Source organism: Telluria beijingensis (assembly GCF_030770395.1).
Lineage (GTDB): Bacteria > Pseudomonadota > Gammaproteobacteria > Burkholderiales > Burkholderiaceae_D > Telluria > Telluria beijingensis.
In genome coordinates, this window is the sequence record NZ_CP132480.1 from 4,204,597 (window position 1) to 4,226,536 (window position 21,940).

General features: G+C 66.7%; 12 protein-coding genes. 4 read left to right on the forward strand and 8 right to left on the reverse strand.

Features of this window, described 5'->3' with window-relative positions:
- Positions 1-2: 2 nt before the first annotated feature.
- Positions 3-851, reverse strand: a complete 849-nt coding sequence (gene kduI, locus Q9246_RS18630; RefSeq protein ID WP_306392196.1) for a 5-dehydro-4-deoxy-D-glucuronate isomerase — start codon at positions 849-851, stop codon at positions 3-5.
- 26 nt (positions 852-877) lie between these two features.
- Entirely contained in the window at positions 878-3,772 is a 2,895-nt protein-coding gene (locus Q9246_RS18635; RefSeq protein WP_306392197.1) for a TonB-dependent receptor, read from the reverse strand.
- 315 nt (positions 3,773-4,087) lie between these two features.
- On the opposite strand from Q9246_RS18635, the gene Q9246_RS18640 reads away from it, so the two are divergent.
- The 3 genes from Q9246_RS18640 to Q9246_RS18650 all read left to right on the forward strand — a co-directional run bounded on the left by Q9246_RS18640 (position 4,088) and on the right by Q9246_RS18650 (position 11,838).
- The gene (locus Q9246_RS18640; protein WP_306392198.1) at positions 4,088-5,548 is read left to right on the forward strand and encodes a glycoside hydrolase family protein; all 1,461 of its coding nucleotides are present in this window, start codon (positions 4,088-4,090) and stop codon (positions 5,546-5,548) included.
- Positions 5,549-5,571: 23 nt separating this feature from the next.
- On the forward strand, positions 5,572-8,721 hold the full coding sequence (locus Q9246_RS18645) for a glycoside hydrolase family 2 TIM barrel-domain containing protein (RefSeq protein ID WP_306392199.1): 3,150 nt from the start codon (positions 5,572-5,574) through the stop codon (positions 8,719-8,721).
- Between the two features lie 153 nt (positions 8,722-8,874).
- Positions 8,875-11,838 carry a TonB-dependent receptor gene (locus Q9246_RS18650; RefSeq protein ID WP_306392200.1) on the forward strand — a complete coding sequence of 988 codons (2,964 nt, stop codon included), beginning with the start codon at positions 8,875-8,877 and terminating at the stop codon, positions 11,836-11,838.
- A gap of 84 nt (positions 11,839-11,922) precedes the next feature.
- Here Q9246_RS18650 and Q9246_RS18655 read toward each other — a convergent pair whose 3' ends face one another.
- Positions 11,923-13,620: a glycoside hydrolase family 43 protein gene (locus Q9246_RS18655; RefSeq protein ID WP_306392201.1), complete on the reverse strand. Its 1,698-nt coding sequence runs from the start codon at positions 13,618-13,620 to the stop codon at positions 11,923-11,925.
- 210 nt (positions 13,621-13,830) lie between these two features.
- Here Q9246_RS18655 and Q9246_RS18660 point away from each other — a divergent pair, with 210 nt between their 5' ends.
- Complete coding sequence (locus tag Q9246_RS18660) at positions 13,831-16,731, forward strand: heparinase II/III domain-containing protein (RefSeq protein ID WP_306392202.1); 2,901 nt, start codon at positions 13,831-13,833, stop codon at positions 16,729-16,731.
- A gap of 6 nt (positions 16,732-16,737) precedes the next feature.
- Here Q9246_RS18660 and Q9246_RS18665 read toward each other — a convergent pair whose 3' ends face one another.
- The 5 genes from Q9246_RS18665 to Q9246_RS18685 all read right to left on the reverse strand — a co-directional run bounded on the left by Q9246_RS18665 (position 16,738) and on the right by Q9246_RS18685 (position 21,930).
- The gene (locus Q9246_RS18665; protein WP_306392203.1) at positions 16,738-17,352 is read right to left on the reverse strand and encodes a TadE family protein; all 615 of its coding nucleotides are present in this window, start codon (positions 17,350-17,352) and stop codon (positions 16,738-16,740) included.
- Positions 17,339-17,821: a TadE/TadG family type IV pilus assembly protein gene (locus Q9246_RS18670; protein WP_306392204.1), complete on the reverse strand. Its 483-nt coding sequence runs from the start codon at positions 17,819-17,821 to the stop codon at positions 17,339-17,341. Before Q9246_RS18670 ends, Q9246_RS18665 begins: the two co-directional genes overlap by 14 nt.
- Positions 17,818-19,314 (reverse strand): TadE/TadG family type IV pilus assembly protein, encoded by a 1,497-nt coding sequence (locus Q9246_RS18675; protein ID WP_306392205.1) that lies wholly within the window; start codon positions 19,312-19,314, stop codon positions 17,818-17,820. The genes Q9246_RS18670 and Q9246_RS18675 overlap by 4 nt, the downstream gene beginning before the upstream one ends.
- Before the next feature lie 171 nt (positions 19,315-19,485).
- Entirely contained in the window at positions 19,486-20,748 is a 1,263-nt protein-coding gene (locus Q9246_RS18680; protein WP_306392206.1) for a DUF2264 domain-containing protein, read from the reverse strand.
- An 18-nt stretch (positions 20,749-20,766) separates the two neighbouring features.
- Positions 20,767-21,930, reverse strand: a complete 1,164-nt coding sequence (locus Q9246_RS18685) for a glycoside hydrolase family 88/105 protein (protein ID WP_306392207.1) — start codon at positions 21,928-21,930, stop codon at positions 20,767-20,769.
- Positions 21,931-21,940 lie beyond the last annotated feature (10 nt).

Consider the following 21,940-nt stretch of genomic DNA (forward strand, 5'->3'; position numbering starts at 1 on the left):
CCTTACTTCAGCTGGCAGATGTCGAGCACCTTCATGTCGGTATAGTCGAGGTTTTCCCCGCCCATGGCCCAGATGAATGCGTAGTTGGCGGTGCCCGAACCCATGTGGATCGACCAGGGAGGCGACACCACGGCTTCCTCGTTGCCGACCACGATGTGGCGCGCCGCATCGGGTTCGCCCATGAAGTGGAAGATGCGCTGGTCGGCGGCGACGTCGAAGTAGAAATACACTTCGGAACGGCGTTCGTGCAGGTGCGGCGGCATCGTGTTCCACACGCTGCCCGTCTTCAGCACGGTCAGGCCCATCAGCAGCTGGGCCGACTGGCACACGCCGGGGATTACGTACTGGTAGATCGTCCGCGCATTCGACGTGTCCTGTCCGCCGCGCTCGAGCGGGACGGCGTCGGCATGGGTGATCTTCTTCAGCGCGAAGCGCGCGTGGGCCGGCGTCGACACCAGGTAGAAGCGCGCCGGCCGGGCCGGGTCGTCGCTGCCGAATTCCACGCTGGCGGACCCCATCGGCACGTACAGGCCGTCGCGCGGCGCCAGGGCGACCGCCTCGCCGTCGACAGTAACGCTGCCCGCGCCCTGGCCGACATTGATGATGCCGAGTTCGCGCCGGGCCAGGAAGGGCAGGGCGCCGTCGCCAGGGGTAGCCGGCTGCATGGGCAGCGCCAGCGGCGCCGCGACCGGCAACGCGCCGCCGATCACGAAGCGCTCGTCGTGGCAGTAATTCAGCGCGATGCGGTCCGGCGTGAACAGGTCGCCGATCAGGTAGCGCCGGCGCAGCTCGTCGTTGCTGGCCCCGGCCATCATCTCGGGATGAGTCGCGTAATACGTCTTGTCAAACATGGGTTCTCCAGAAAGGACGGCGCAGGCTAGAAGTCGTAGCGCGCGGTCAGCCAGAACGAACGGGGCGAATTGACCGTCACCCAGCCGGCCGACTCCGGCAACTGCTGGTAGATGTCGTTCTTGGTCACCCCGGTGACCGTCGGCAGCATGGTGTCGTAGTTGCTGATGTAGTTGTTGTTGAAGGCGTTGCGCACGTCGAGGGCGATGCGCAGGTTCTTGATGCCCACGTACTGCACCGACAGGTCGGTGTTGCGCTGTTCCGGCAGGTAGATCCGGTTGACCGGATTGTTGTCCAGCTTGCGCTTGGCCATGAAGCGGTGGCGCACGTGGAACTGGAAGTCGCCCCAGTCGTACGAGAAGGTATTCGACAGCACCCATTTCGGCGTGCGCGCCATGATGCCGGACACGGTCGTCAGGCTGTCGTCCTGCGGGCCGGGACTGCCGGCCGCGAAGCTGCCCACGGCCAGCGCACGGGCGCTCGAATACATCGATGAGCTGAGCCAGGTCAGGCGCGGCGTGACCCGCCACCTGAGCGAGCCCTCGAGGCCGCGGGTCAGGTAATGGTCGAGGTACTCGACCACATAGGTGCTGCCGTCCAGGTCGAGCGGGGTCTGCTGCTGCCACAGCTGCAGCTCGGTGCGGAACAGGGTCAGCTGGCCGCTGACCGATCCGTGCCCGAACACCCAGGCGATTTCGTCCTGCTTCAGGTCCGCCTGCGGGAACAGCGGCTTGTTGTCGGCATTGAACTGGGTCTGGTAGCGGGTCAGGATGCCGTTGATGTTGTTGCCGGCCATGCTGTGACGGTAATAGACCTTGTCGTTCGGGGTGAAGTTGTAGCCGACCGAGGCGCTCCAGTTCTTCAGGTAGATGCGCTTGGTGGCTTCGACCGGCTTGCCATGCACGTAGTTCTGGTTGTCGTACCAGGTGGTCGGGTCGCCATCGATGCCGCCGTAGTTGCGCGAATCGGCGCCGTTCGCGCGCGGATCGGTCACATAGGGCAGGGTATGGGTCTTGGCCAGGGTCAGCGTGCCCTTGTAGCTGCCGTTCAGGTCCCACTTGCCGGGCGACCAGGAGGCGCCGAACAGGGGCGAGATGTCGCGCTCGCGATCGCGGTAGCGGTAGGGATTGAGGCCATCGACGTAGCCGCCGCCCACGCGTCCCCAGCCGCCGGCGTCCGACAGCTGGTAGGTGCCGCCGGAAGTGACGAAGCGGGTGCCGAGGTTGGCGACCTGACCGTCGGCGAAGGCCGACAGGCCACGCCCGTTGAACCAGGTGTCCAGGCCCTGGCGCGCCTGCACCGCGAACAGGCCGGCCTGGAGGCGGTAGTTGTCGCCCTCGTAGTTGGCCATGAAATTGAGCATGACGTCTTTCGACGTGCGGTTGCCCAGGTTCGCATTGGTCATGTACACCAGGTCCTGGTTGGCCACGCTGGTCGAGGCCGGGACCATGACGCCGTTCACGAGGCCGCCGCCCAGGTCGAAGTCGGCATTCGGCAGGTCGTTGTACACCACGCACTGGGCCGGGCTGGCGGCCGCGCCGGCGCCGCAGGGCGCCCCGGTGCGGTAGTTGATGCCGTTCGAGACGCCGACGTTGTTGGCGATCCGGGCCCGCACCTTGCCCGAGGCCAGGTCGTAGATCTCGTAGAAGCCGGGCATGCGGTTCAGGTTGGCCGCCGTGTTGGCGCCCGTGCCCTGGTTGACGCTATAGGTATCCTGGAAGGTGCTGGCATTCCACAGCGAGACCGGGTTCGAGCCATAGAAGGCCTGCTGGAGCTTGACCTCGCTCTTTTGCACCTTGATCGCCGAATTGAAGCTCCAGCGCCCGCCGGTATCGTGGTCCCACTTGAGCCAGAGCGCATCCTGGCGGTACTGGGCTCCCTTCTCGGGATCGTGGAAGCGGGTCGAGCCGGGACCGTCGACGACGTCGGTCGGCACGACGTGCGCGCCGCCCTTGAAGAACATGTCCGGCGCGTCGCCGAAGCCGGGAGCGCGCTGGGGATCGAGCACGCCGCGCACCGGGCGCGTGAACTGCCCGTTCCACGAGTTCATGTCGTCCAGGTGCTTGACGGTGAGGGACAGCGAGCCGCCGCCGCCGCCCTCGGTGCTGTACATCTTCTGCAGGCGCAGCTTGAGCTGGCCGCCCAGGTTCAATGGCCGGCCGGGATCGACCGCGCCGGTCGAGGTGCGCCAGAAGCCGGTGGCGCCGGCGCGCAGGTCGCCGGCCTCGTTGCGCCAGCCGAAGGCGCCGTCGACCTGCTTCCACGACAGGTGCGGATTCTCTCCCTCGAAGCCGAGCCGGGTCTGGAGCGCGGCGCCCGGCTGGATCGTCCCGGGCAGGAAGTTGAACACGCCGCCGGCGGACGAGGCGACCGAGGTGCCCGTCGAGCCGCCGCGGATCGATTCGACCCGGTTGGTGCTGATGTCGGCGCGGTAGAAATTACTGTCCTGGAAATTGTTGAACTTGACGGCGACGACCGGCAGTCCGTCTTCCAGGATGGTGGTCCAGAAGTTGCCGGCGGTCGGGCTGCCGGTGCCGACGCTCATGCCGCGGGTATAGGATTCGTTGCGGGCGACGCTGTCGTTACTCTCGACCACGACGCCCGGCATGTCGCGCAGGTAGTCGTCGGCGCTCATGGGCGTGAACTTGCCGAGGTCCTTGGCGTCCATGACGGTGTAGGACACGTTCGCGCGCTTGGCTTCGGTGGCGCCAACGGTGCCCGTGACGATGACGGTCTGGGCTGGCGCGACGTCGGCTTGCGGGATGGTCGGTACCGGCGCGGCGCTCGCGGCGGCCGGAGGCTGGGGCGCTTCCTGGGCCAGCGCCAGGCTGGCGCCGAGGAGGCCGGCGCCGGCCAGCACGGCGGCGAGGGTAGTTGGCTTGGGTGCGGCAAGGCGCCAGCCTTGGCTGGATCTGGTGATCATGTGTCGTCTCCCTTGTGCGTTTTTATGGTTATCGTCAGTTATCGATAACTTTTGAATATTCTAGACCACAATTTTTCTGACAACAATGAAATTTGATATCGATAACGAAAATTCCCGGTTTACCCGGCCGGCGTTGCATGTATGCATCCGAGTTTCGGCGTATTGAACGATCTCGCCATCAATCGCTTGACAATGCAGCAAGCTATGATATAACTATGCTTGTTATCGATAACCGAATACGGGGACGGTTCGGGCGACGACATGACCATCGACAGACCGTGCGGCGATGCGCCGACACGGCACCAGGAGACACCATTGCGAATTCTTTCACGCCTTTTTATGGCGCTGTGCGCCTGCACCCTGCTGCTGCCCGCCGCGGCGCAGCCGGTGGCCAACCAGCTGCAGATCCATCCCTTCCCGAACGCGGTCCGGTATACCCACCATAACGACGATTTCACCGTGCGCGTGCGCACGCCGGGCGGCGTGTGGCAAGACCTGTACGAGTACAAGGTGAAGGTCGACCTCGACAAGCGCCAGGAAGCGTCGATGGTGTACTTCAATTTCGACGGCGTCGTCGAGATGGCGGTCCAGAAGAACAACGGCAGCTTCAGCCAGGTGGCCGTGCGGCCCGACGCCAAGGGGATCAAGGCGACCGTGCGCGACGGCGTCGCCTACTTCACCCTGCGCCGGCCCGAGAACCTGAGCGTGGAGTTCGACGGCGACCGGCTGCACAACCTGCATGTATTTACCAATGCGGTCCGGCGCGACATGCCGGCAGTCCCTGCCAAGCTGGCGTCGAACGATATCGGCGTGGCGAAGACGCCTGACCTGACGGGCAAGACGGTGTTCTTCGGGCCGGGCATCCATAGCGGGGAATTCAGGCTGCGCTCGAACACCACCGTGTACGTGCACGGGTCGGCCATGCTGAAGAACCCGCTGATCGTCGACGGGGTAGAGAACGTGAAGATCGTCAGCGACGGCCTGTTCGATTCGGTCGAGATGATGACGATCCGTAATTCGCGCAATATCGAGATCGACGGACCGATCTTCTTCAACCAGCCGCATGGCACCATGCGCTGCATCATGTCGCAGGGCCTGGTCCAGCGCAATATCCGCACTATCGGCGCCGGCCCATGGTCGGACGGCCTCGGCCACTTCGCCTGCGAGCGCGTGACCATCGTCGACAGCTTCATCCGCACCTCCGACGATTGCATCACCTTCTACAACCACCGTTGGGACATCTGGGGCGATACCCGCGACGTGCAGGTGAGCCGCTCGACGCTGTGGGCCGATGTGGCGCACGCCATCATGATCGGCATCCATGGCAACACGCCGACGCCCGAGCACCCGCAGCGCGAAGTGCTGGAACGCCTGCGCTTCACGGACCTCGACATCCTGGACCACGACGAGGACGACCCCGAATACGCGGGCGCGATCGGCATCATGGCCGGCGACGACAACCTGGTGCGCGACGTGCTGTTCGAGGACATCCGCGTCGAGCGCATCGAAGAGGGCAAGCTGTTCAACCTCAAGATCGCGTACACGGCGAAGTGGAATTCCAGCCCCGGCCTGGGGATCGAGAATGTCACGCTGCGCAATATCCACTTCAGCGGCAAGGGCGCCCACAGCGCATCGTCCATCACCGGCCACGACGCCACGCGCAAGGTCAGGACCGTCCTGATCGAGAACGTCACGGTGGGCGGCAAGCGCATCACCGGGCCCGAAGCCGGCATCCTCGAGACCAACGAGTTCACCGAAGGCATTCGGTTCCGCTGACCAGCAAGGACACAGGACCCACGATGACGATGTTCAGATCGCGCGCCGTGTGCGGCGCCACCCGCTGGCTGTTGTTGGCGCTTGGATTGGCTGCCGGGCTGGCCGCGGCCGCGCAGCCGGCCGAGCGTGCCGAATGGGAACGCCCCGAGGTGGTCGGCGTCAACCGCGAGCCGATGAAGGCGACCTTCTTCAATTTCGAATCGCGCGAGCTGGCCCTGGCGCGCGACATGGGTCGCTCGGCCAACTACCTGTCGCTGGACGGCACCTGGGCTTTCGCCTATTCGGCCAATCCGGCGCTGAGGCCCAAACGCTTCTTCGAGCCCACCTACGACGTCGGCAAGTGGGCCCGGATCCAGGTGCCCGGCATGATCCAGGCCCAGGGCTTCGGCAAGCCGATCTTCACCAATATCGTCTATCCGTTCCCGGCGCAAGAACCCTTCATCGACCACGCGTTGAACGAAGTCGGGTCCTACCGGCGCGACTTCACGCTGCCGGCCGGCTGGAAGGGGCGCGACGTGTTCCTGCACATCGGCGCGGCCGGCGCGGCCTATTACGTCTGGGTCAACGGCAAGCGGGTCGGCTATGCCGAGGATTCGAAGCTCCCGACAGAGTTCGCGCTGACGCCTTATGTGCGGCCAGGCCGCAATACGATCGCCATCGAGCTCTACCGCTGGGCCGACGGTTCCTATCTCGAAGACCAGGATTTCTGGCGCCTGTCCGGCATCGAACGCAGCGTCTACCTGTATGCCGAACCGGCGACCCGCCTGCGCGACTACAAGGTGACCGCGTCGCTGGACAAGCCCGGCTACCGCGACGGCCACTTCGAACTGGTGGCCGAGGTCGCGGGCGCCGCCGCCGCTACGACGGTCGAGGCGCGCGTGCTGGACGGCGAGGGCGGGCGCGAGCTGCTGCGCCTGGCCGCCAGCCCCGGCGCCGAGCGCAAGGCGGTGCTGGCCGGCGTCATCCCCACTGTGCGCGCCTGGTCGGCCGAGACCCCGGCGCTGTACACGCTGCTGGTCGAACTGCGCGATGCCGAGGGGCGGCTGCTGTCGGCCACCGCGCGCCGCATCGGCTTTCGCACGGTGGAGGTGGTCGACGACGAAGTGCGCGTCAATGGTCGGCGGGTGATGATCAAGGGCGTCAACCGCCATGAGCACGACCCGCATACCTACCGCGTGCTGTCGATGGATTCGATGCGCAAGGATATCGAACTCATGAAGCGCGCCAACGTCAACGCGGTGCGTGCCTCCCACTATCCGAACGACCCGCGCTGGTACGACCTGACCGACGAATACGGCCTGTACGTGATGGACGAGGCCAATATCGAGTCGCACGGCTATATGGAACTGGGCGACAAGGCACCGACTGCCGAGGCCCGCGCGGCGATCCAGCTCGGCTACAAGCCGCACTGGCGCAATGCCCACCTGGACCGGGTGATGCGCATGGTCGAGCGGGACAAGAATTCGCCGTCGATCATCTTCTGGTCGCTCGGCAACGAGGCCGGCACCGGCCCGCATTTCGAGGAGGCCGCCGCATGGGTGAGGAAGGCGGATCCGACCCGCCTGGTCAGCTACCTCGGGTATGGCACGCTGGGCGAGGTGCACCGTCCGAACGACTACGTCGACATCTATGCGCCGATGTACGACGATATCGAGAAGATGCGCGACTACGCGCTCGATCCCGCCTACCGCCAGCCGATGATCCAGTGCGAATACGCTCACGCGATGGGCAATTCGCTGGGCAACCTGGAAGACTACTGGCGCGTCATTCGCGCCCATCGCAAGCTGCAGGGCGGCTTCGTGTGGGACTGGGTCGACCAGAGCGTCATCGCGCACGACGAGCAGGGCCGCGCCTACTGGGCTTCCGGCTTCGACCTGAACCCGACGCGCGGCGACAATAGCGTCGTCGGCGACGGCGTGCTGCGCGCCGACCGCAGCCCGGACCCCGAATACTACGAACTGCAGAAAGTCTATTCGCCGGTGGTGTTCGAGGGCGATCCGCGCGCCGGCGCCGTGGATGTGGTCAACCGCTACGATTTCCGCGACCTGTCGCACCTGGGCCTCGAATGGGAGCTGGCGCAGGAGGGCACGCTCGTCGCCAGCGGCGCGCTGGCGACGCCAGCGGTGTCGGCGGGCGCGCGCCATGCCTTGCCGCTGGTGCTGCCGGCGGCGGGGAAGGGCGGCGAGCGGGTGCTGACCCTGCGCGCCCGCAGCCTCGACGCCATGGACGGCGTCGAACGCGGCGCGGTGGTGGGCTGGTCGCAATTCGTGCTCGCAGCCGAACCGGCAGCGGCGACGGCGCCTGGGCCCGCCCTGGTCGCGCCGCTGAAGGTGGATGGCGGCTACGAATGGCGCAGCGCGACCGCGCAGCTGCGCCTGTCCAGCGCCACCGGCCTGGTCGACTATCAAGTCGCCGGCAAGCCGGCGCTGGAAGGCGGCGCGCCAAATTTCTGGCGTGGCCTGGTGGACAATGACGAAGGCGCCGGCGTGGACCGCAGCCACGCGCTGTGGAAGACCTTTACGCAAGAGCGCAAGGTGCGCGACATCCGTGTCGAGGACGGGGCGGTCAAGGTGAGGTTCGTGTTCGGGGCCGGCGCGGCCCAGTGGGAGAACAGCTACCGCATGCGCGCCGACGGCAGCGTCGAGGTCGACGCCCGATTCGTGCCGCTGCGGGATGACTTGCCCGACCCGTTGCGGCTGGGACTGCGTTTCGACAGCGCGCCGGCGCTCGACCGCATCCGCTGGTATGGCCGCGGGCCGCACGAAAGCTATGCCGACCGCAAGACCGGCGCGGCGATCGGCGTCTACGAGGGCCTGGTCGCCGACCAGTACCATGTGTATGCCCGACCTCAGGAAAGCGGCAACAAGACCGATGTGCGCTGGGTGCGCCTGGCGGGCATGGAAGGCGTAGGCGTGACCATCGCTTCCACCTCGGCGTTCGCCTTCAACGCGCTGGCGTTTCCTTACGAAGACCTGTACCTGCGGCCGCGCGGCGCCTGGAAGAGCAACCAGATCGCGCCGCGCGGCAAGGGCAGCGTACTGGTCGACATGGCGCAGGCTGGCGTGGGCGGCGATACCGGCTGGAGCCTCGATGGCCGGGCCCATGTCGGATACCGCGTGCCGCTGGCGCCGGCCAGCTACCGCTTCGTCCTGAAGCCCGATACCGGTCCTTGAACCGGCGCAGCATCCTGCCGCCAGACATCCCACGAGGAAGGTGGAAGTACCCCGGCAGCACCACGCACACAATGCAAGCGCCGGATTGATAACGATAACAATGTAATCGCAAACGCATCGCCATAACAAAAAACATCAATTGGAGGAGTCGCAATGAGCAGTCAATCAATCATCGGACCGAAGCTGTCCGTCGTCGCCCTGGCCCTGGCCCAGGCCTTCGCATCGCAGGCCATGGCGCAACAGGCGGACAACACGGTGGTCGTCACCGGCATCCGCGCCAGCGCCGAATCGTCGCTGTCGATCAAGCGCGATACCATGGGCGTGGTCGATTCGATCACCGCCGAAGACATCGGCAAGCTGCCCGACCCGAACGTGAGCGAGACGCTGACCCGGATTCCCGGGGTCCAGGGTTACCGCTACGGCGGGGAAGGCGCGTCGCCGGTCGGCGCCGGATCGGGCGTGACGATCCGCGGCCTGTCGGGCCAGACGGCGTCGCAGGTCAATGGCCGCGCCTACTTCACCGCGGGTAGCCGCGAGTTCAACGTGGAAGGGGCGATCCCGGGCATGATCGCCGGCATCGACGTCTATAAAAATCCGTCGGCCGAGCAGATCGAGGGCGGCATCGGCGGCCTGGTGAATATCCGGACGCGCAATCCCAGCGACTTCAAGGGCCTGACGGCCTCGCTGAACGTCAATGCGCGCTACAACGACCTGGCCAAGGAGACCGATCCCGAGGTGTTCGGCCTGGTCGCCAACCGCATCAACCTGTCCGGCGGCCAGCGGATCGGGCTGATGGCCGCCGCCGTCTACCAGAAGAGCGTCGGCCGCTCGGACAACAACCCCGCCAATGGCGGCGCCAACCTGAAGCGCGCGGTGCGCGCCGACAGCGCCGAATATGCCGCGCTGGCGGCCGGCAATGCCGCCAACGCCGCCAACCTGCCGCAGTCGCGCTACATCGGGCGCAGCGACACCTGGTACCTGGCCAATGTGCCGACCCGCGGGGTTGGTGCCGGCGTGGGCCCCAACACGCCCGACCTGACCGGCCTCACGCCTGACCAGGCGGGCAATGTGATGGTGGCGCCTGCGCTGACCAGCAACGTGTTCCAGGAGACCATCATGCGCGAGCGCCGCGGCCTGAACCTGGCCGCCGACTACCGCGTCGACAATACCCTGCGCTTCTATTCCGAAGCGAATCACACTTATTATGGCTACCATCAGCACTACCGCGGCCTCAATTCGGTGGACGGCGCCAATGTACGCGGCCTGCAGACGACGCCGTTCAACTTTACCGAAGGGCTGGCCAACCGCAACCTGAACGGCGGCAGCGACGACGTGCTCGTCGGCCAGCGCCTGCTCGGCGGGAGCTTCCTCGATTCGACCGTGAACACGGTGGGCGGCGATGAATTCCGTCCTTACAAGACCTCGATCGCCGCCGCCGGCGTCGACTGGAGCCCGACCCCGAGCCTGTCGCTCAAGCTCGACGTCTCCTACATCCGTTCCAGCCAGACCCAGGACAACCGCTCGGCCAACCTGGATTCGGCGCCCGGCCTGACCTGGACCACCCACCGCCTGGCCGACGGCGCGCCGCACCAGCTGAACTTCGACGGCCCGGCCCTGGACAATCCCGCCAACTTCGTGTTCCGCGACTATAACAACGGCACCCGCCAGTCGTGGGACGACAGCGGCAACGCGGTCGCGTTCAACGGCGCCTACATGCCTGACGAGGGATTCATCTTCAACCGGATCAAGTTCGGCACCCGCTTCGCGAGCCAGGACAGCCGCTACGAGAACTACAGCTACAGCGGCCGCCCGCTCACGCGCGACGGCCTGGCGCTCAATGCGGCCCGCAGCAACGGCATCGTCGCCTCCACCGGCGGCCTGGTCGAACTGGCGCCTACCAACTTCATGCGCGGCGACGCCGGCTATCCGGGCGGCTTCGTGGCGTATGCGCCGGGCCGGTTGACCGGCAACCAGGTGCGCGACGCCTTCCCGAGCGCCGGCATCCTGCCCGACGATGCGCTGGTCGAGAACGCGCTGTCGCGGCGCCTGATCGAAGAGCGCACCAAGGCGGTCTACCTGCAGGGCGAGTTCGCCGCGCTGGACGAGCGCATCAAGGGCAATATCGGGGTGCGCGTGGTGCGCACCGAAAGCGATGCGGTCGCCCGCGTGGCCGACACCAGCGGCGGGACCGCGGTAATCCGCGACGTCCAGAGCGAGACGTCGTACACCAATGCGCTGCCTTCGTTCAACGTCAGCTATGACATCATGCCCGATTTCCTGGCCCGCTTCGCCTACGGCCGCGGCATGACGCGCGCCGGGCTGGAACAGCTCAACCCGAGCATCACCGTCGACCCGGTCAACGGCACCGGCAGCGTCGGCAATCCGGACCTGCGCCCGCTGATCGCCAACAGCGTCGACCTGTCGTTCGAACGCTACTTCAGCAAGACCAACTACGCCGCGCTGGCGCTGTTCAACAAGCGCATCAACGGCTTCTTCAACGGCATTGTCGAGTGCCAGTCGGTGGCGACGGCGCCGCAATACGCGGGCACGGTCAATAACAGCTGCGGCGCGGGCCAGTACCAGATCACCAAGACCGTCAATTCCGAAAAGGGTTATGCGCGCGGCGTGGAACTGTCGGGCCAGTACTTCTTCGACGGCGCCGACGGCTGGATGAAGAATTTCGGCCTGGCCGGCTCCTACACCTTCGTCAAGACCTCGAACCCGATCAATTTCGGCACGGCCGCCGCGCCGCGCATCGTCGATACGCCGCAGCCGATGCAGTCGAAGAACAGCTTCAGCGTCAGCGCGATGTACGAGGACAGCAAGATGTCGGCGCGCCTGGTCTATACCTGGCGCTCGCCGTCGATCCTGTTCGGGGTGTCGGCCAATCCGATCGATGGCCGTTACATCGAGAAGTTCGGCATCCTCGACGGCTCGTTCAACTATGAGCTGTCGGACAATATGACGCTGTCGTTCAACGCCTCGAACATCACCGACAAGACGCTCAACCGCTATGTCGGCGAGCCGGGCGGCTATGCGACCGGCCTGGAACGCCAGCACTACGCCAACGGCCGTACCTTTAGCCTGGGGCTGCGCTACAAGTTCGGCCAGATGTAATTCACACGATGTCTCCGGCGCAGCCGCGCCGTGTTGGCCGCAACGGTTGCCAGCCGTTGCGGCCTTTTTTCGTCCCGATTCTTCCTAATAGGGACCGACGCCGGGCGCCGTCAGCCTGAAATAATCGACATCCATGAACGAAGGGTGAGGGCGCGGCCGCGAACCGATGCTGAACAGCCCGACCTGGGCGCCGACCCAGCCGCCGCGCGTGACGGGGAAGGGATCGCCCGCCGGCTTGAACTCACGGTTGTCGAGGCTGTACGAGAAATGGACGAAGGCGCTTTCGTTCATGTACATGCGCAGGTAGATCGAGGACGGCGCGCGCGGCAGCACCACCGTGCTTTCTTCCTTGCAGCGTGGGCCGAAGGGGCCGCAGACGGTGCGCACCAGTTCCGTATTGCCGTCGCGGCGGCGCAGGCCGAGCCAGGTGTATTGCAGGGCATTGACGATCAGGCCGGCCCGGTCGCCGTCCACCGCCCCGTCGAGGCGCACCTGGGTCTCGACCAGGAAGCGCGTCGCCGGCAGCTTCTGCGACAGGATCGAACCGGCGCCGCGCACGTACTCGTCGGCCTCGGGCACCACCTGCGTGTGCAGGCGCAGGTGGCCCGGATTGGCGTCCAGTGCGTACCAATCTGCGCCGGGGTTGGCGCTCCACTGCCACTGCAGGCCCAGTTGCGGCGCATCGAATTCGTCGCTCGTCGGCGGCGCTGCCGCACCAAAACCCTGCACCGGCTTGGCGTGGCGCGCGACCGGCTCGCCGATGCCTGGCGTGCGGCCGGGCGCGCCGATCAGCGGCCAGCCGTCGTGCCAGCGCATCGGCTGCAGGTGCACGACCCGCCCGTACGCCCCCTTGTCCTGGAAATGCATGAACCAGTCCTTGCCGCCGGGCGCCGTGACCCAGGCGCCCTGGTGAGGGCCGTTGAACGGGGTATCGCCCTGGTGCATCACCTTGCGCCCTTCGTACGGCCCCAGGATGCTGCGCGAGCGGAACACCGACTGCCAGCCCATCTCGACGCCGCCGGCGGGCGCGAACACGTAGTACCAGCCGTCGTGCTTGTGGATCTTGGGCCCTTCGATGGTGTGGTAGCCGGGGTAGTCGGCGCCGTCGAGGATGACCGGTCCCTGCTCGTCGAGCATGCGGGTGGCGCCCGGATCCATGCGGCGCAGGGTCAGGACATTGTTGATGCCCGAGCGGCTCCTGGCCCAGGCGTGCAGCAGATAGGCCTGGCCATCGTCGTCCCACAGCGGCACCGGATCGATGATGCCGCGCCCTGCCAGCAGCAGGCGCGGCGCCGACCATGGCCCCGCGAAACGCTCGGCGGTGGTCACGTAGACGCCGTGGTCCGGGTCGCCGTAGAAGATCCAGAAACGGCCGTCGTGATGGCGCAGCGATGGCGCCCAGATGCCCTTGCCAGGCTGCGGGCGGTTGAACGATTCGGCGGGAGGGACCCGCTGCACGGCATGGCCGACCAGGGTCCAGTTGACGAGGTCGGGCGATTCGAGCAGCGGCAGCCCGGGCGCATTGTTGAAGCTGGACGCGGTCATGTAGAAGCGCTCGCCCACGCGGATCACGTCGGGGTCCGAATAGTCGGCATGCAGCACGGGGTTGCGATATTCTCCGTTGCCCAGGTCGGCGACCCAGGGGGCGCCGTCGAGCGTGGCGGCGTGGCCGGCCGGGGCCGCGGGCGCACTGGCGCAGCCCTGGAGGGCGCACAGCGCCACGACGGCCGCGGGCAGGAGGGCCAGGGAACGCGCGCGGGGCGGGCGGGGTAGGATGGTCATGAGGTCTCCGGTAAGTGCCCGGGCAAGCTACCCGGTGCAGTTTTGTTATCGATCCCATTTTAGTGCGCAAGGGGGCCGCCTGCAACCTCGGCGGCAGCCAGCCGGGCCGCCATGTATTTTTTTTACCGCTTGAACTGGAATCTGCTAGCATCGGGGTCAGGATTGCTATCGATAACAATCATCCGTTCGAGGATGTGGAGACAAAGACGCATGAAGGATTCAAGGAGCACGACGCGGCGCCGCGCGTGCCGGCAGGGCGTGGTGACCGTGCTGGGCCTGGCGCTGGCCACGGGCTGGATGCCGGCCGAGGCTGGCGTGAACGGCGAGCGCGCCGGGCAGGCGCACACGGCGCCAGTCGCCGCCAAGCGCGCGCCGCGGCTGGTAGCCGGCAGCGAGGCCGGACGCGAGGCGCTGGCCGCGCGCATCGCCCGGGATCCGGCGGCGGCGGCGAAACTCGAGGCCATCCGCGCCCGTCTCGAACCCCATGTGGCGCGGCACGGGGGCGATCCCGCGTGGATCGTCTCGCGCCTGCAGATGTACTGGCAGTCGAAGGCGTCCACGGTGCACGTCAAGGACAGTCTCTACCACCATGCCAGCGGCACGGCGCCGGTACCGACCGTGCGCTTCACCGGTGGGCGCGACAGCAAGACGGCGTATGCCACGCCCAGGCTGGAAGACGTCAAGCCGTACATGGGCGAGAACGACCTGCTCTACCTGCAGAACAAGGAGAGCGGGCAGTGGGAGTGGGTACACCAGGCGAAGACCGGCCGCATCGTGGAAGCGATCAATATGCAGATCGCGGCCCTGGCGCGCGACGCCGCCTTCCTGGCCTGGTACACGGGCGACGAGCGCTATGCGGCGTTCGCCGCGGCGATCTTCGATACCTATATGAGCGGGATGGCCTACCGCGACCTGCCGCTCGACCTGAACCGGGCGCATGACGGCACCATCGTTGGCCTGCAGTCGTACGAGGTGATCCACGAGGACATCGTTGGGCCGCTGGCGGAAACCTACGATTTCATGCATGCCCGCCTGCGCGCCCAGGGCCTGGAGAAAGCCGCCCTGTACGACGCGGTATTCAGGAAGTGGGCCGACGTGATCCTGGCCAACGGGGTGCCGTGGAATAACTGGAACCTGATCAAGGCCCGTTTCGTCCTGCAGATCGCGGCGGTCCTTGGCGAGGACGGGACCTATCCGGACGGCCGCGGCGCCGGCCACTACGTGCGCGCCGTCGTCGATGGCAGCGGCGTGCGGCAGTGGTCGCTGAAGCGCCTGCTGGATTATGGCTACGACCAGGATAACGGCATCTGGAACGAGTCGCCCGGTTACGCGGTGAACGTGGCGAGCGACTACATCGAATGCCTGGAACTGCTCGAGCGCGTGTTCGGCATCGACCTCCTGCCGCGGATGCCGGTGCTGCAGCGCGCCGTCACGGTCCTGCCGCAATACCTGCTGCCCAACGGGCGCACGGTCGGCTTCGGCGATACGCGCTACGATTTCCTGCGCACCAACCCGGTGGACGATATGCTGGCCTATGCCCGGCATCGCGGCGACGATACCGCGCACTACCGGCGCCTGCTGGCCGCGCTCGAGGCCGCAGGCGGCAGCCGCAAGCCCGCGCCCGGCGCCGCCTCGATGGTGCATGGCCTGTTCGCGCAGGTCCGCGGCGCCGTGCCGGACGCGCCGGCGGCGGCCCTAACGGGCGCCGACGTGCGCGACTACCAGACGCCAGTCTTCCACGCGCCGAACGTCAGCTGGCTCATCCAGCGCAACGGCTACACGGGGCCCGGCGCGCGCGACCGCGCGATGGTCATTTCACAGGCCGGTTCGTCGGGCAACCATGCCCACGCCAATGGCATCGCGATGGAGTTGTACGCGCATGGCGTGAACCTGGTCCCCGAGAGCGGACGGGGTTCCGGCTACCTGCAGAACGACCACCTGCAATACTATGCGCAGTTCCCCGCGCATAACACCGTGGTGGTCGACGGCGCTTCCACCTATCCGTCGATGAAGGCGGATCACCCGATGCTGGTCGACGCCGTGTATCCGGCCTCAAGGCAGCCTGCGGCCACGGTCTTCCCATGGGCGACGTTTTCGGATGTGTCGTTCACCGAGCCGGCCACGAACGCCAGCCAGCGCAGGGTGCTGGCGACGGTCAGGCTCGATGACGACAACGGCTATTTCATCGACATCTTCCGCTCGCGCCGCGCCAACGGCAAGGACAAGTACCACGACTACGTGTTCCACGGACTGGGCCAGTCGATGGCCCTCACCGGCGTGACGGGGACGCCATTGGCCACAAACCCGTCGCAGCGCCTGTCCTTCGCCGATGGCGACCTGTTCGGCTACGATTTCTGGAGCGAACGGCGCTCGCTCACTTCGACGGCCCCGCTCAAGGCCCGCTTCGACCTCAAGCTGCCCGACCGCGCGCTGACGATGCACAGCTGGCTGCAGGGAAGCGCGCGGCGCGAATACTTCGCCGTGCAGGGGCCGCCGTCGACCGCCTGGCCGGTGGGCATGCTTCCGGACGGCATCGACAAGCTTTCCTCGAAGGTCCTGGTCGTGCGCCAGGCGGGCGAGGCCTGGAGCCACCCGTTCAGCGCCGTGATCGAAGCCGTGCGCGACGCGGCGCCGCCGCAGGTGCTGGCGGTGGAGGAAATCATGCCGGGGCGGGAAGCGGAACACGCCTATGGCCTGCGCGTCACGGCGGCCGGCGGCAGGGTGCAGACCGTGATGTCCAACGATCGTGCGGACGGCATCTATGACCATGGCGGCAAGCGCCTCGCGGGCCGCTACGGCATCGTCGCGGAGCGCGACGGCCAGCTCGATTACCTGTTCCTGGGACACGGTACCGCGATCGCCGGCCAGGACCATGCGCTGGCCGCGGCGGGCGGCGCGGTGTCCGCCGCCTTGTGGCGCAGCGACGGCAAGTGGCGCTACAGCGGCAGCGGTCCCGTGCAGCTGCGCGTGCCGGCGCGCGGCTGGCCGGCATCGCTGTCGCTGCGCACGAAGGAGGGAGTGGTGCGCGTCGCTGCGCGCGCGCTCAGGGAGGCGGGGCGTGACTACAAGGTGTTCGTGATGCCGGCGACCGGCGCGGCGGCACTGGAGTAGGGCGCTTCATGGCGCCGGCGTCACGCCGGGCATGGAACCAAAGGATTCGACCGGCCGCACGGTGGTCGCGCGCGGCACCCGGAACCAGAACGACAGCATCGGCAGGATAGGGCGGAACACGGCCTGGTCGCAGTCCGTCACCCCGGTCTCCGCGCAGATGCGGGCGCGTACGAAGCGGATGCAGTTGGCGGCATTCGGGTTGGTCATGCAGATCTCGCGGTTCTGGCGCGCAGTGGCCGGCAGCGAGCCTGCGGGGATTTCATCCAGCGACATGCTGCCGTCCGCCGCGCGCGTCAGCGCCAGGTAATCGAATTTCACGTTGCCGTCGTTGACCGGGGCGCCGAAGACCAGGTTGCCCGGCGACGCGCGGAACATGGCGCGTTGCCGTATGCGGTCGAGGGTGTCGCCGTCGCGGTGGCTGGTCGTCGCCGCCGCCCTGGCGGCATAGCGCGTCGCCTCGAACATCGTATTGAAGACATATACCGCCCGCGCGAGTTCCATCACGCCGAAGACCAGCGTGAAGAACACTGACGCAAGCAGGGCGACTTCGATCGCGGCAACGCCAGATTCACGGGCATGCCTTCGCACCGGCAGGCGGCGCGCCCGTTCAGTTGCCGACATACCTGACCTCCGAGCGCGCATTGAGCTGCACGCCATAGCGGCTGAGATCCATGCCAAAGATGTGATCGAACATATCCATCTGGACGGCGACAGTGACAGTTTCCGGGAGCGGATTGCCTGTCACGCCCTGGCACGGCATACCCCCGCACTGGACGGCGATCCGTGGCCGTACGCCGCCGGTCCTGAGCTCGTCCAGTTCCATGTGTACGATCTCTCCGGCGACCGCCGCGGCGGCCGGCGCGAGCGCCACATCCCGCATTTCCTGGGCGCTGATCGTGGAGAGGTATCTGGACGCATTCTGCGCCGCTTTCTGCGCGGCCGTGTAGTGCCATTGGTAGCGTCCCAGGAACAGCACGACGGACATCAGGATGACGAAGAATGGCAGGAGCAGGGCCAGTTCGACGGCAGCGGCGCCATGCTGCCGGCAGTGGGTGGCGAAGGCGGAAACGGAGGCAGGGGAAGGGTTCATGGATACAGGATGACCTGGCCAGTCAGTTTGTGGTTGGGAAGGATGCCGGCGAACTCGGCATGAATACTGGCGTTCGTGGCCGGCACGGTCATGAAGAACTTGCCGATGGCGAGGACTTGCGCGCCGACGTTCGATCCTGCGGGAACCGGGCATGCCAGCAGCGGAACGTGGAGGACGCGCCGCTCCAGCACCGAGATCGGCAGGTTGTCGTTCGACGGCTTGCCATAGTACGACCCCGTTGAGGCCTGGTAGGGCTGGAGCCTGGACGGATAGCTGGCCGATTCGGTCGCCGGACTGGCCGGATAGAGGCTCGGCCAGTCGCTCGTGGCGAATGGCGTGTAGCCTGCCTCGGGTTCGGGCGAGCCCGCCACGTAGTCGGCGAACTTGACCGCCTTCGCGTAGGCCCATAGGGGGCCATAGGCGCCGGGGGCGGTGCCGGCCGGCGGCGACGGCAGGTCGGCGATGGTCTGCAGGCGACTTCCGTTTTCCGCGCGCAGGGCGCCCGGATGGGTGGCGCGTGCTTTCATCCACGCGGCGCCGCCCGATGCGCCATGCGAGAACGCCTTGATGTTGTAGTCCGGTGGAGCACCATTCGCCACGCACACGCTGCCCGTGTACTGCTCGAAGCGCGCATTCAACTCGCGGTATAGGGCGTCGATGGGAAACGGCGAGCCGACGCGCACGGCGCCGCCGGTGACGCCCGTCATCCACACCCGGCCGGTACAGATGAAGGGCGCGACCGTGCTGGCGCTGGTATTGCTTGCCGCGCCGGCGGCGCCAGGTGGGAATTCGGGATCCAGGACGAAATTCGCCGGAGTGGTGCCGAGCGGGTTCAGGTTCATCAGGTCGTAGCCGACACCGCGGCGAAAACCGTACTCCACCAGCTCGACGGTGGCGGGCGGTCCCGGATTCGTGCGCGCCGCGCCCGGTACTTCCGACATGGCGCAGATTGCCAGGGGAACGACGTTGACCGCCGACCTGCCCGCCACCGCCCGCTCGCTGACGAACATCGACGATTGCGCCTGCGCGAGTATCCGGATGAAAAAGGTGCCGACCGCGCCGACATCCTGGTCGAGGTTGCGGGTGTCGACCTTCACATAGTACCGGTTGGCCGGCGCGGCGCGCGCGGCATCGGCGCCGACCCACTCTGCGTCGCCGTCCGGCGAACTGCCGAAGGCAATGGCGGCGTCGCTCCAGGCCAGCGCGCGGCCGTAGCCGACTTTCTTTCTCTGGGCTTCCTGCGCGGCTTTCGCCAGGGCGGCCGACACGCCGGCGGCAGTGCCATTGAGCTCGCGCGCCGCGGCCAGGGCGATGCCCTGGGCGACGCCGTGGAGCTCGGCCTTCCTGTTGTAGACGAAGCCGATGTCCAGGGCCAGGCCATAGAAGCCCAGGATGAGGAAGAGCAGCGGCACGAACATGATGGCGAAAACCCCGGATTCGGCGCGCCGGCGGTCCTTGCAGAATCGTCCGTGATGCCGGTGCGCGCGTTCCATCGCCTCTCCACGTCAGCAGGTTCCGTGATGCCCGCAGGTTCATCCATGGTCAGCGATGCGACGATCGCTAAATTCCTGCGGGCAAGAGAATTGTAGGCTGACCGTGAGATAGGCAATTGATCGCGTTCAAGGCGATCTCCGATCGGTCGCGCGGCAGCGACCCGGCGAAGCTCAATAAGTCACGTAGCCATCCTTGGGAAACGGCTTGTGACTATAGGCCTTCACCTGCGTCCACTCCTGCCCGGGACTGGTCCAGTAACTGTCGCCGGCCGGCAGGCCGAGCGCGAGGAAACTCTCGGTCGCGATATACATGCTGCCGTTGTTGGAATACACGTCGGCCAGTCCTGGCTGGTGGCCGGCGAAACCCAGCGTCAGGAAACCCTTGGGCGTGAAGTTCGCCGGGTGGGACCAGGACGCCGTATGCACCGCCGTCAAGGCCGCCCGCACTTGGCCTTCCGGCAGCGATGCCGGCAACTGCTTGCGCCAGGCCAGGTGCGCCAGCACCTGGAAGGCCGCCGTCCGGTAGGTGGCCGAGCGGCCGATCGGCGGAAAGGTGCCGGTCGGCGAGATGAAGCGTTCCAGGTGTTCGCCGAAACGCTGCGCGCGCCTGACCGCCAGGGCCAGCTTTTCGTCCGCCTTGCCGCGCACCTGGGCGCGGTGCCGCTCGGCCACCTCGAGCACCTGGATCAGCATCGGATAGATGACGAAGGAATTGTAGTAATCGAAGTGGAACGACTCGCCATCCTTGATCCAGCCATCGCCGACATACCACTGCTCCATCCTGTCGATGGCGGTATTCAGGCGCAGCGGATCGTGGCGCTCGCCCACGCTGAGCAGGAAGGCCTCGTTCATCGCCGCGAACAGCAGCCAGTTCGTGTTCAGGGGCAGGATGCGGCGCAGCACCTTGATCCGGGTGATGATGCGGTCCTTGGCGGTGCGGTCCAGCGGCTCCCACAAGGCCTTGGGGGCACGCATCAATGCGCTGGTGAAGAAGGCCGAGTCGACCAGGACCTGGAAGTTGTCTTCCCACGGCAGGTAGTCGGGGCTCTTCGGATCCACCGACAGCGCCAGGCCTTGCAGGGCCAGGTTGCGCAGCCGCTGGCGCACCCGGCCTTCGGCACTGGCGTCGTCCGGCAGCGCCAGCCACGGCGCGCAGCCGGACATGAGGCGGCCGAAGCACTCGAGGTAGGCGACATTGACGTCGCGGCCGTCCCAGGTGGGGCTCAGTTCCAGCTCGAAGTGCTTCTTGAGTTCTCCCCGTCCCATATTGACCAGCACCGGCTCGGCGATTCTCTGCAGCAGCCCTGCCATGAAGGCGCGCTCATCCGAAGCAGGGACCGGCATCGGGGCGGGCGCGGCATGCGCCTGGGCCGATGCGCTCAATCCGGCCGCGGTGCCCGCCGCGACGGTGCGCATGAAATCACGTCGTTCCACGATATCTCCCATCTAACGTCAGGCCGCGGCGAAGCGGCTCATTTCCGCCGCCGCCAGCAGGAAGGCGCCCACGCCGAACGGCGTCGTCGCATCGCGTCCGATGTGCTGGCCGGGAATCGCGCGGTCGCCGATCGGCTGCACATAGCCTACCTTGCCGTCCGCCTGCAAGGCGATCGTCGACAGGTAGCGCCAGCTCCTGGCGACCACCGGCGTGTATTCGGCCTTGTCCAGCAGGCCGTGATTCATGCCCCACAGGTAGCCATAGGTGAAGAAGGCGGTGCCGCTGGTTTCGCGGCCCGGGGCGAAACCGGGGTCGAGCAGGCTGCGGGCCCAGTAGCCTTCTTCCTGCTGCGCCTTTTTGAGGGCGGCGGCCATGCGCCGGTAGCGGTCCAGGAACAGGGGGCGGCTGGCGTGATCGTGCGGCAGGTCGGCCAGCACCTTGGCCAGTCCGGCGAATACCCAGCCGTCGCCGCGCGACCAGAAGTCCTTGCCGCCATTGGCGCTCTTGTGCTTCGGGTAGACGTAGCGGCCGTCGCGATAATACAGGCCTGCCTGCTGGTCGAAGATCAGCTTGTCGGCCCAGGTGAAGTAGTCGACCAGCTTGTCCAGGTAGCGCCGCTCGCCGGTCAAGCGGTACAGCTTTGTCATCACCGGCATCACCATGTACAGGCCGTCGGCCCACCACCAGTAGTCGAGGTTTGGCGTCTCCACCTGGTGCCGCATGACTTCCAGCGCGCGGGCAATCTTGCCCGGATCGCGGCTGCCATCGGTCCGGTACAGGTCGATATAGGTCTGGAAGCAGATCTGCCAGTCGCCGAACAGCACGTATTCGTCGGTCTCGCCGTAGCTGTATTTCCACTTGCGCTGGTCGGGTTCCTTCGCGCCCATCCAGAGGTTGTGTTCCGCCCAGGCGGTGGAGTAGCGCAGCCAGTCCTGCCGGCGCGTCACGTCGAACGCGGCCATATTGCCGGTGTGGTAGGCCGCGTAATCCCAGAAGGCCCAGTGCGTCGGCGGATTGTGCGCCTGCCAGTAGTCGTTGGCGCGCGCGAGCGCGTCGAGCGCCTGGGCGCGGGTCGGTAGCGGCTGAAAACCGGCCGCGCCGGGCAGCATGGTGGTGCAGCCGGCGAGGACCGGCACGCCGGCCAGCATGGTCTTGAGGTAGCGTCGTCGGGTAAACGTCATCGGTTGGTAT

What these genes read in the sequence shown, in the direction of transcription:
- Q9246_RS18645 (WP_306392199.1), top strand. Translation starts at nt 5,572, where the DNA reads ATGACGATGTTCAGATCGCGCGCCGTGTGCGGCGCCACCCGCTGGCTG.
- Q9246_RS18665 (WP_306392203.1), bottom strand. Translation starts at nt 17,352, where the DNA reads ATGTCGGCAACTGAACGGGCGCGCCGCCTGCCGGTGCGAAGGCATGCC.
- Q9246_RS18685 (WP_306392207.1), bottom strand. Translation starts at nt 21,930, where the DNA reads ATGACGTTTACCCGACGACGCTACCTCAAGACCATGCTGGCCGGCGTG.
- Q9246_RS18655 (WP_306392201.1), bottom strand. Translation starts at nt 13,620, where the DNA reads ATGACCATCCTACCCCGCCCGCCCCGCGCGCGTTCCCTGGCCCTCCTG.
- Q9246_RS18635 (WP_306392197.1), bottom strand. Translation starts at nt 3,772, where the DNA reads ATGATCACCAGATCCAGCCAAGGCTGGCGCCTTGCCGCACCCAAGCCA.
- Q9246_RS18650 (WP_306392200.1), top strand. Translation starts at nt 8,875, where the DNA reads ATGAGCAGTCAATCAATCATCGGACCGAAGCTGTCCGTCGTCGCCCTG.
- kduI (WP_306392196.1), bottom strand. Translation starts at nt 851, where the DNA reads ATGTTTGACAAGACGTATTACGCGACTCATCCCGAGATGATGGCCGGG.
- Q9246_RS18660 (WP_306392202.1), top strand. Translation starts at nt 13,831, where the DNA reads ATGAAGGATTCAAGGAGCACGACGCGGCGCCGCGCGTGCCGGCAGGGC.
- Q9246_RS18675 (WP_306392205.1), bottom strand. Translation starts at nt 19,314, where the DNA reads ATGGAACGCGCGCACCGGCATCACGGACGATTCTGCAAGGACCGCCGG.
- Q9246_RS18670 (WP_306392204.1), bottom strand. Translation starts at nt 17,821, where the DNA reads ATGAACCCTTCCCCTGCCTCCGTTTCCGCCTTCGCCACCCACTGCCGG.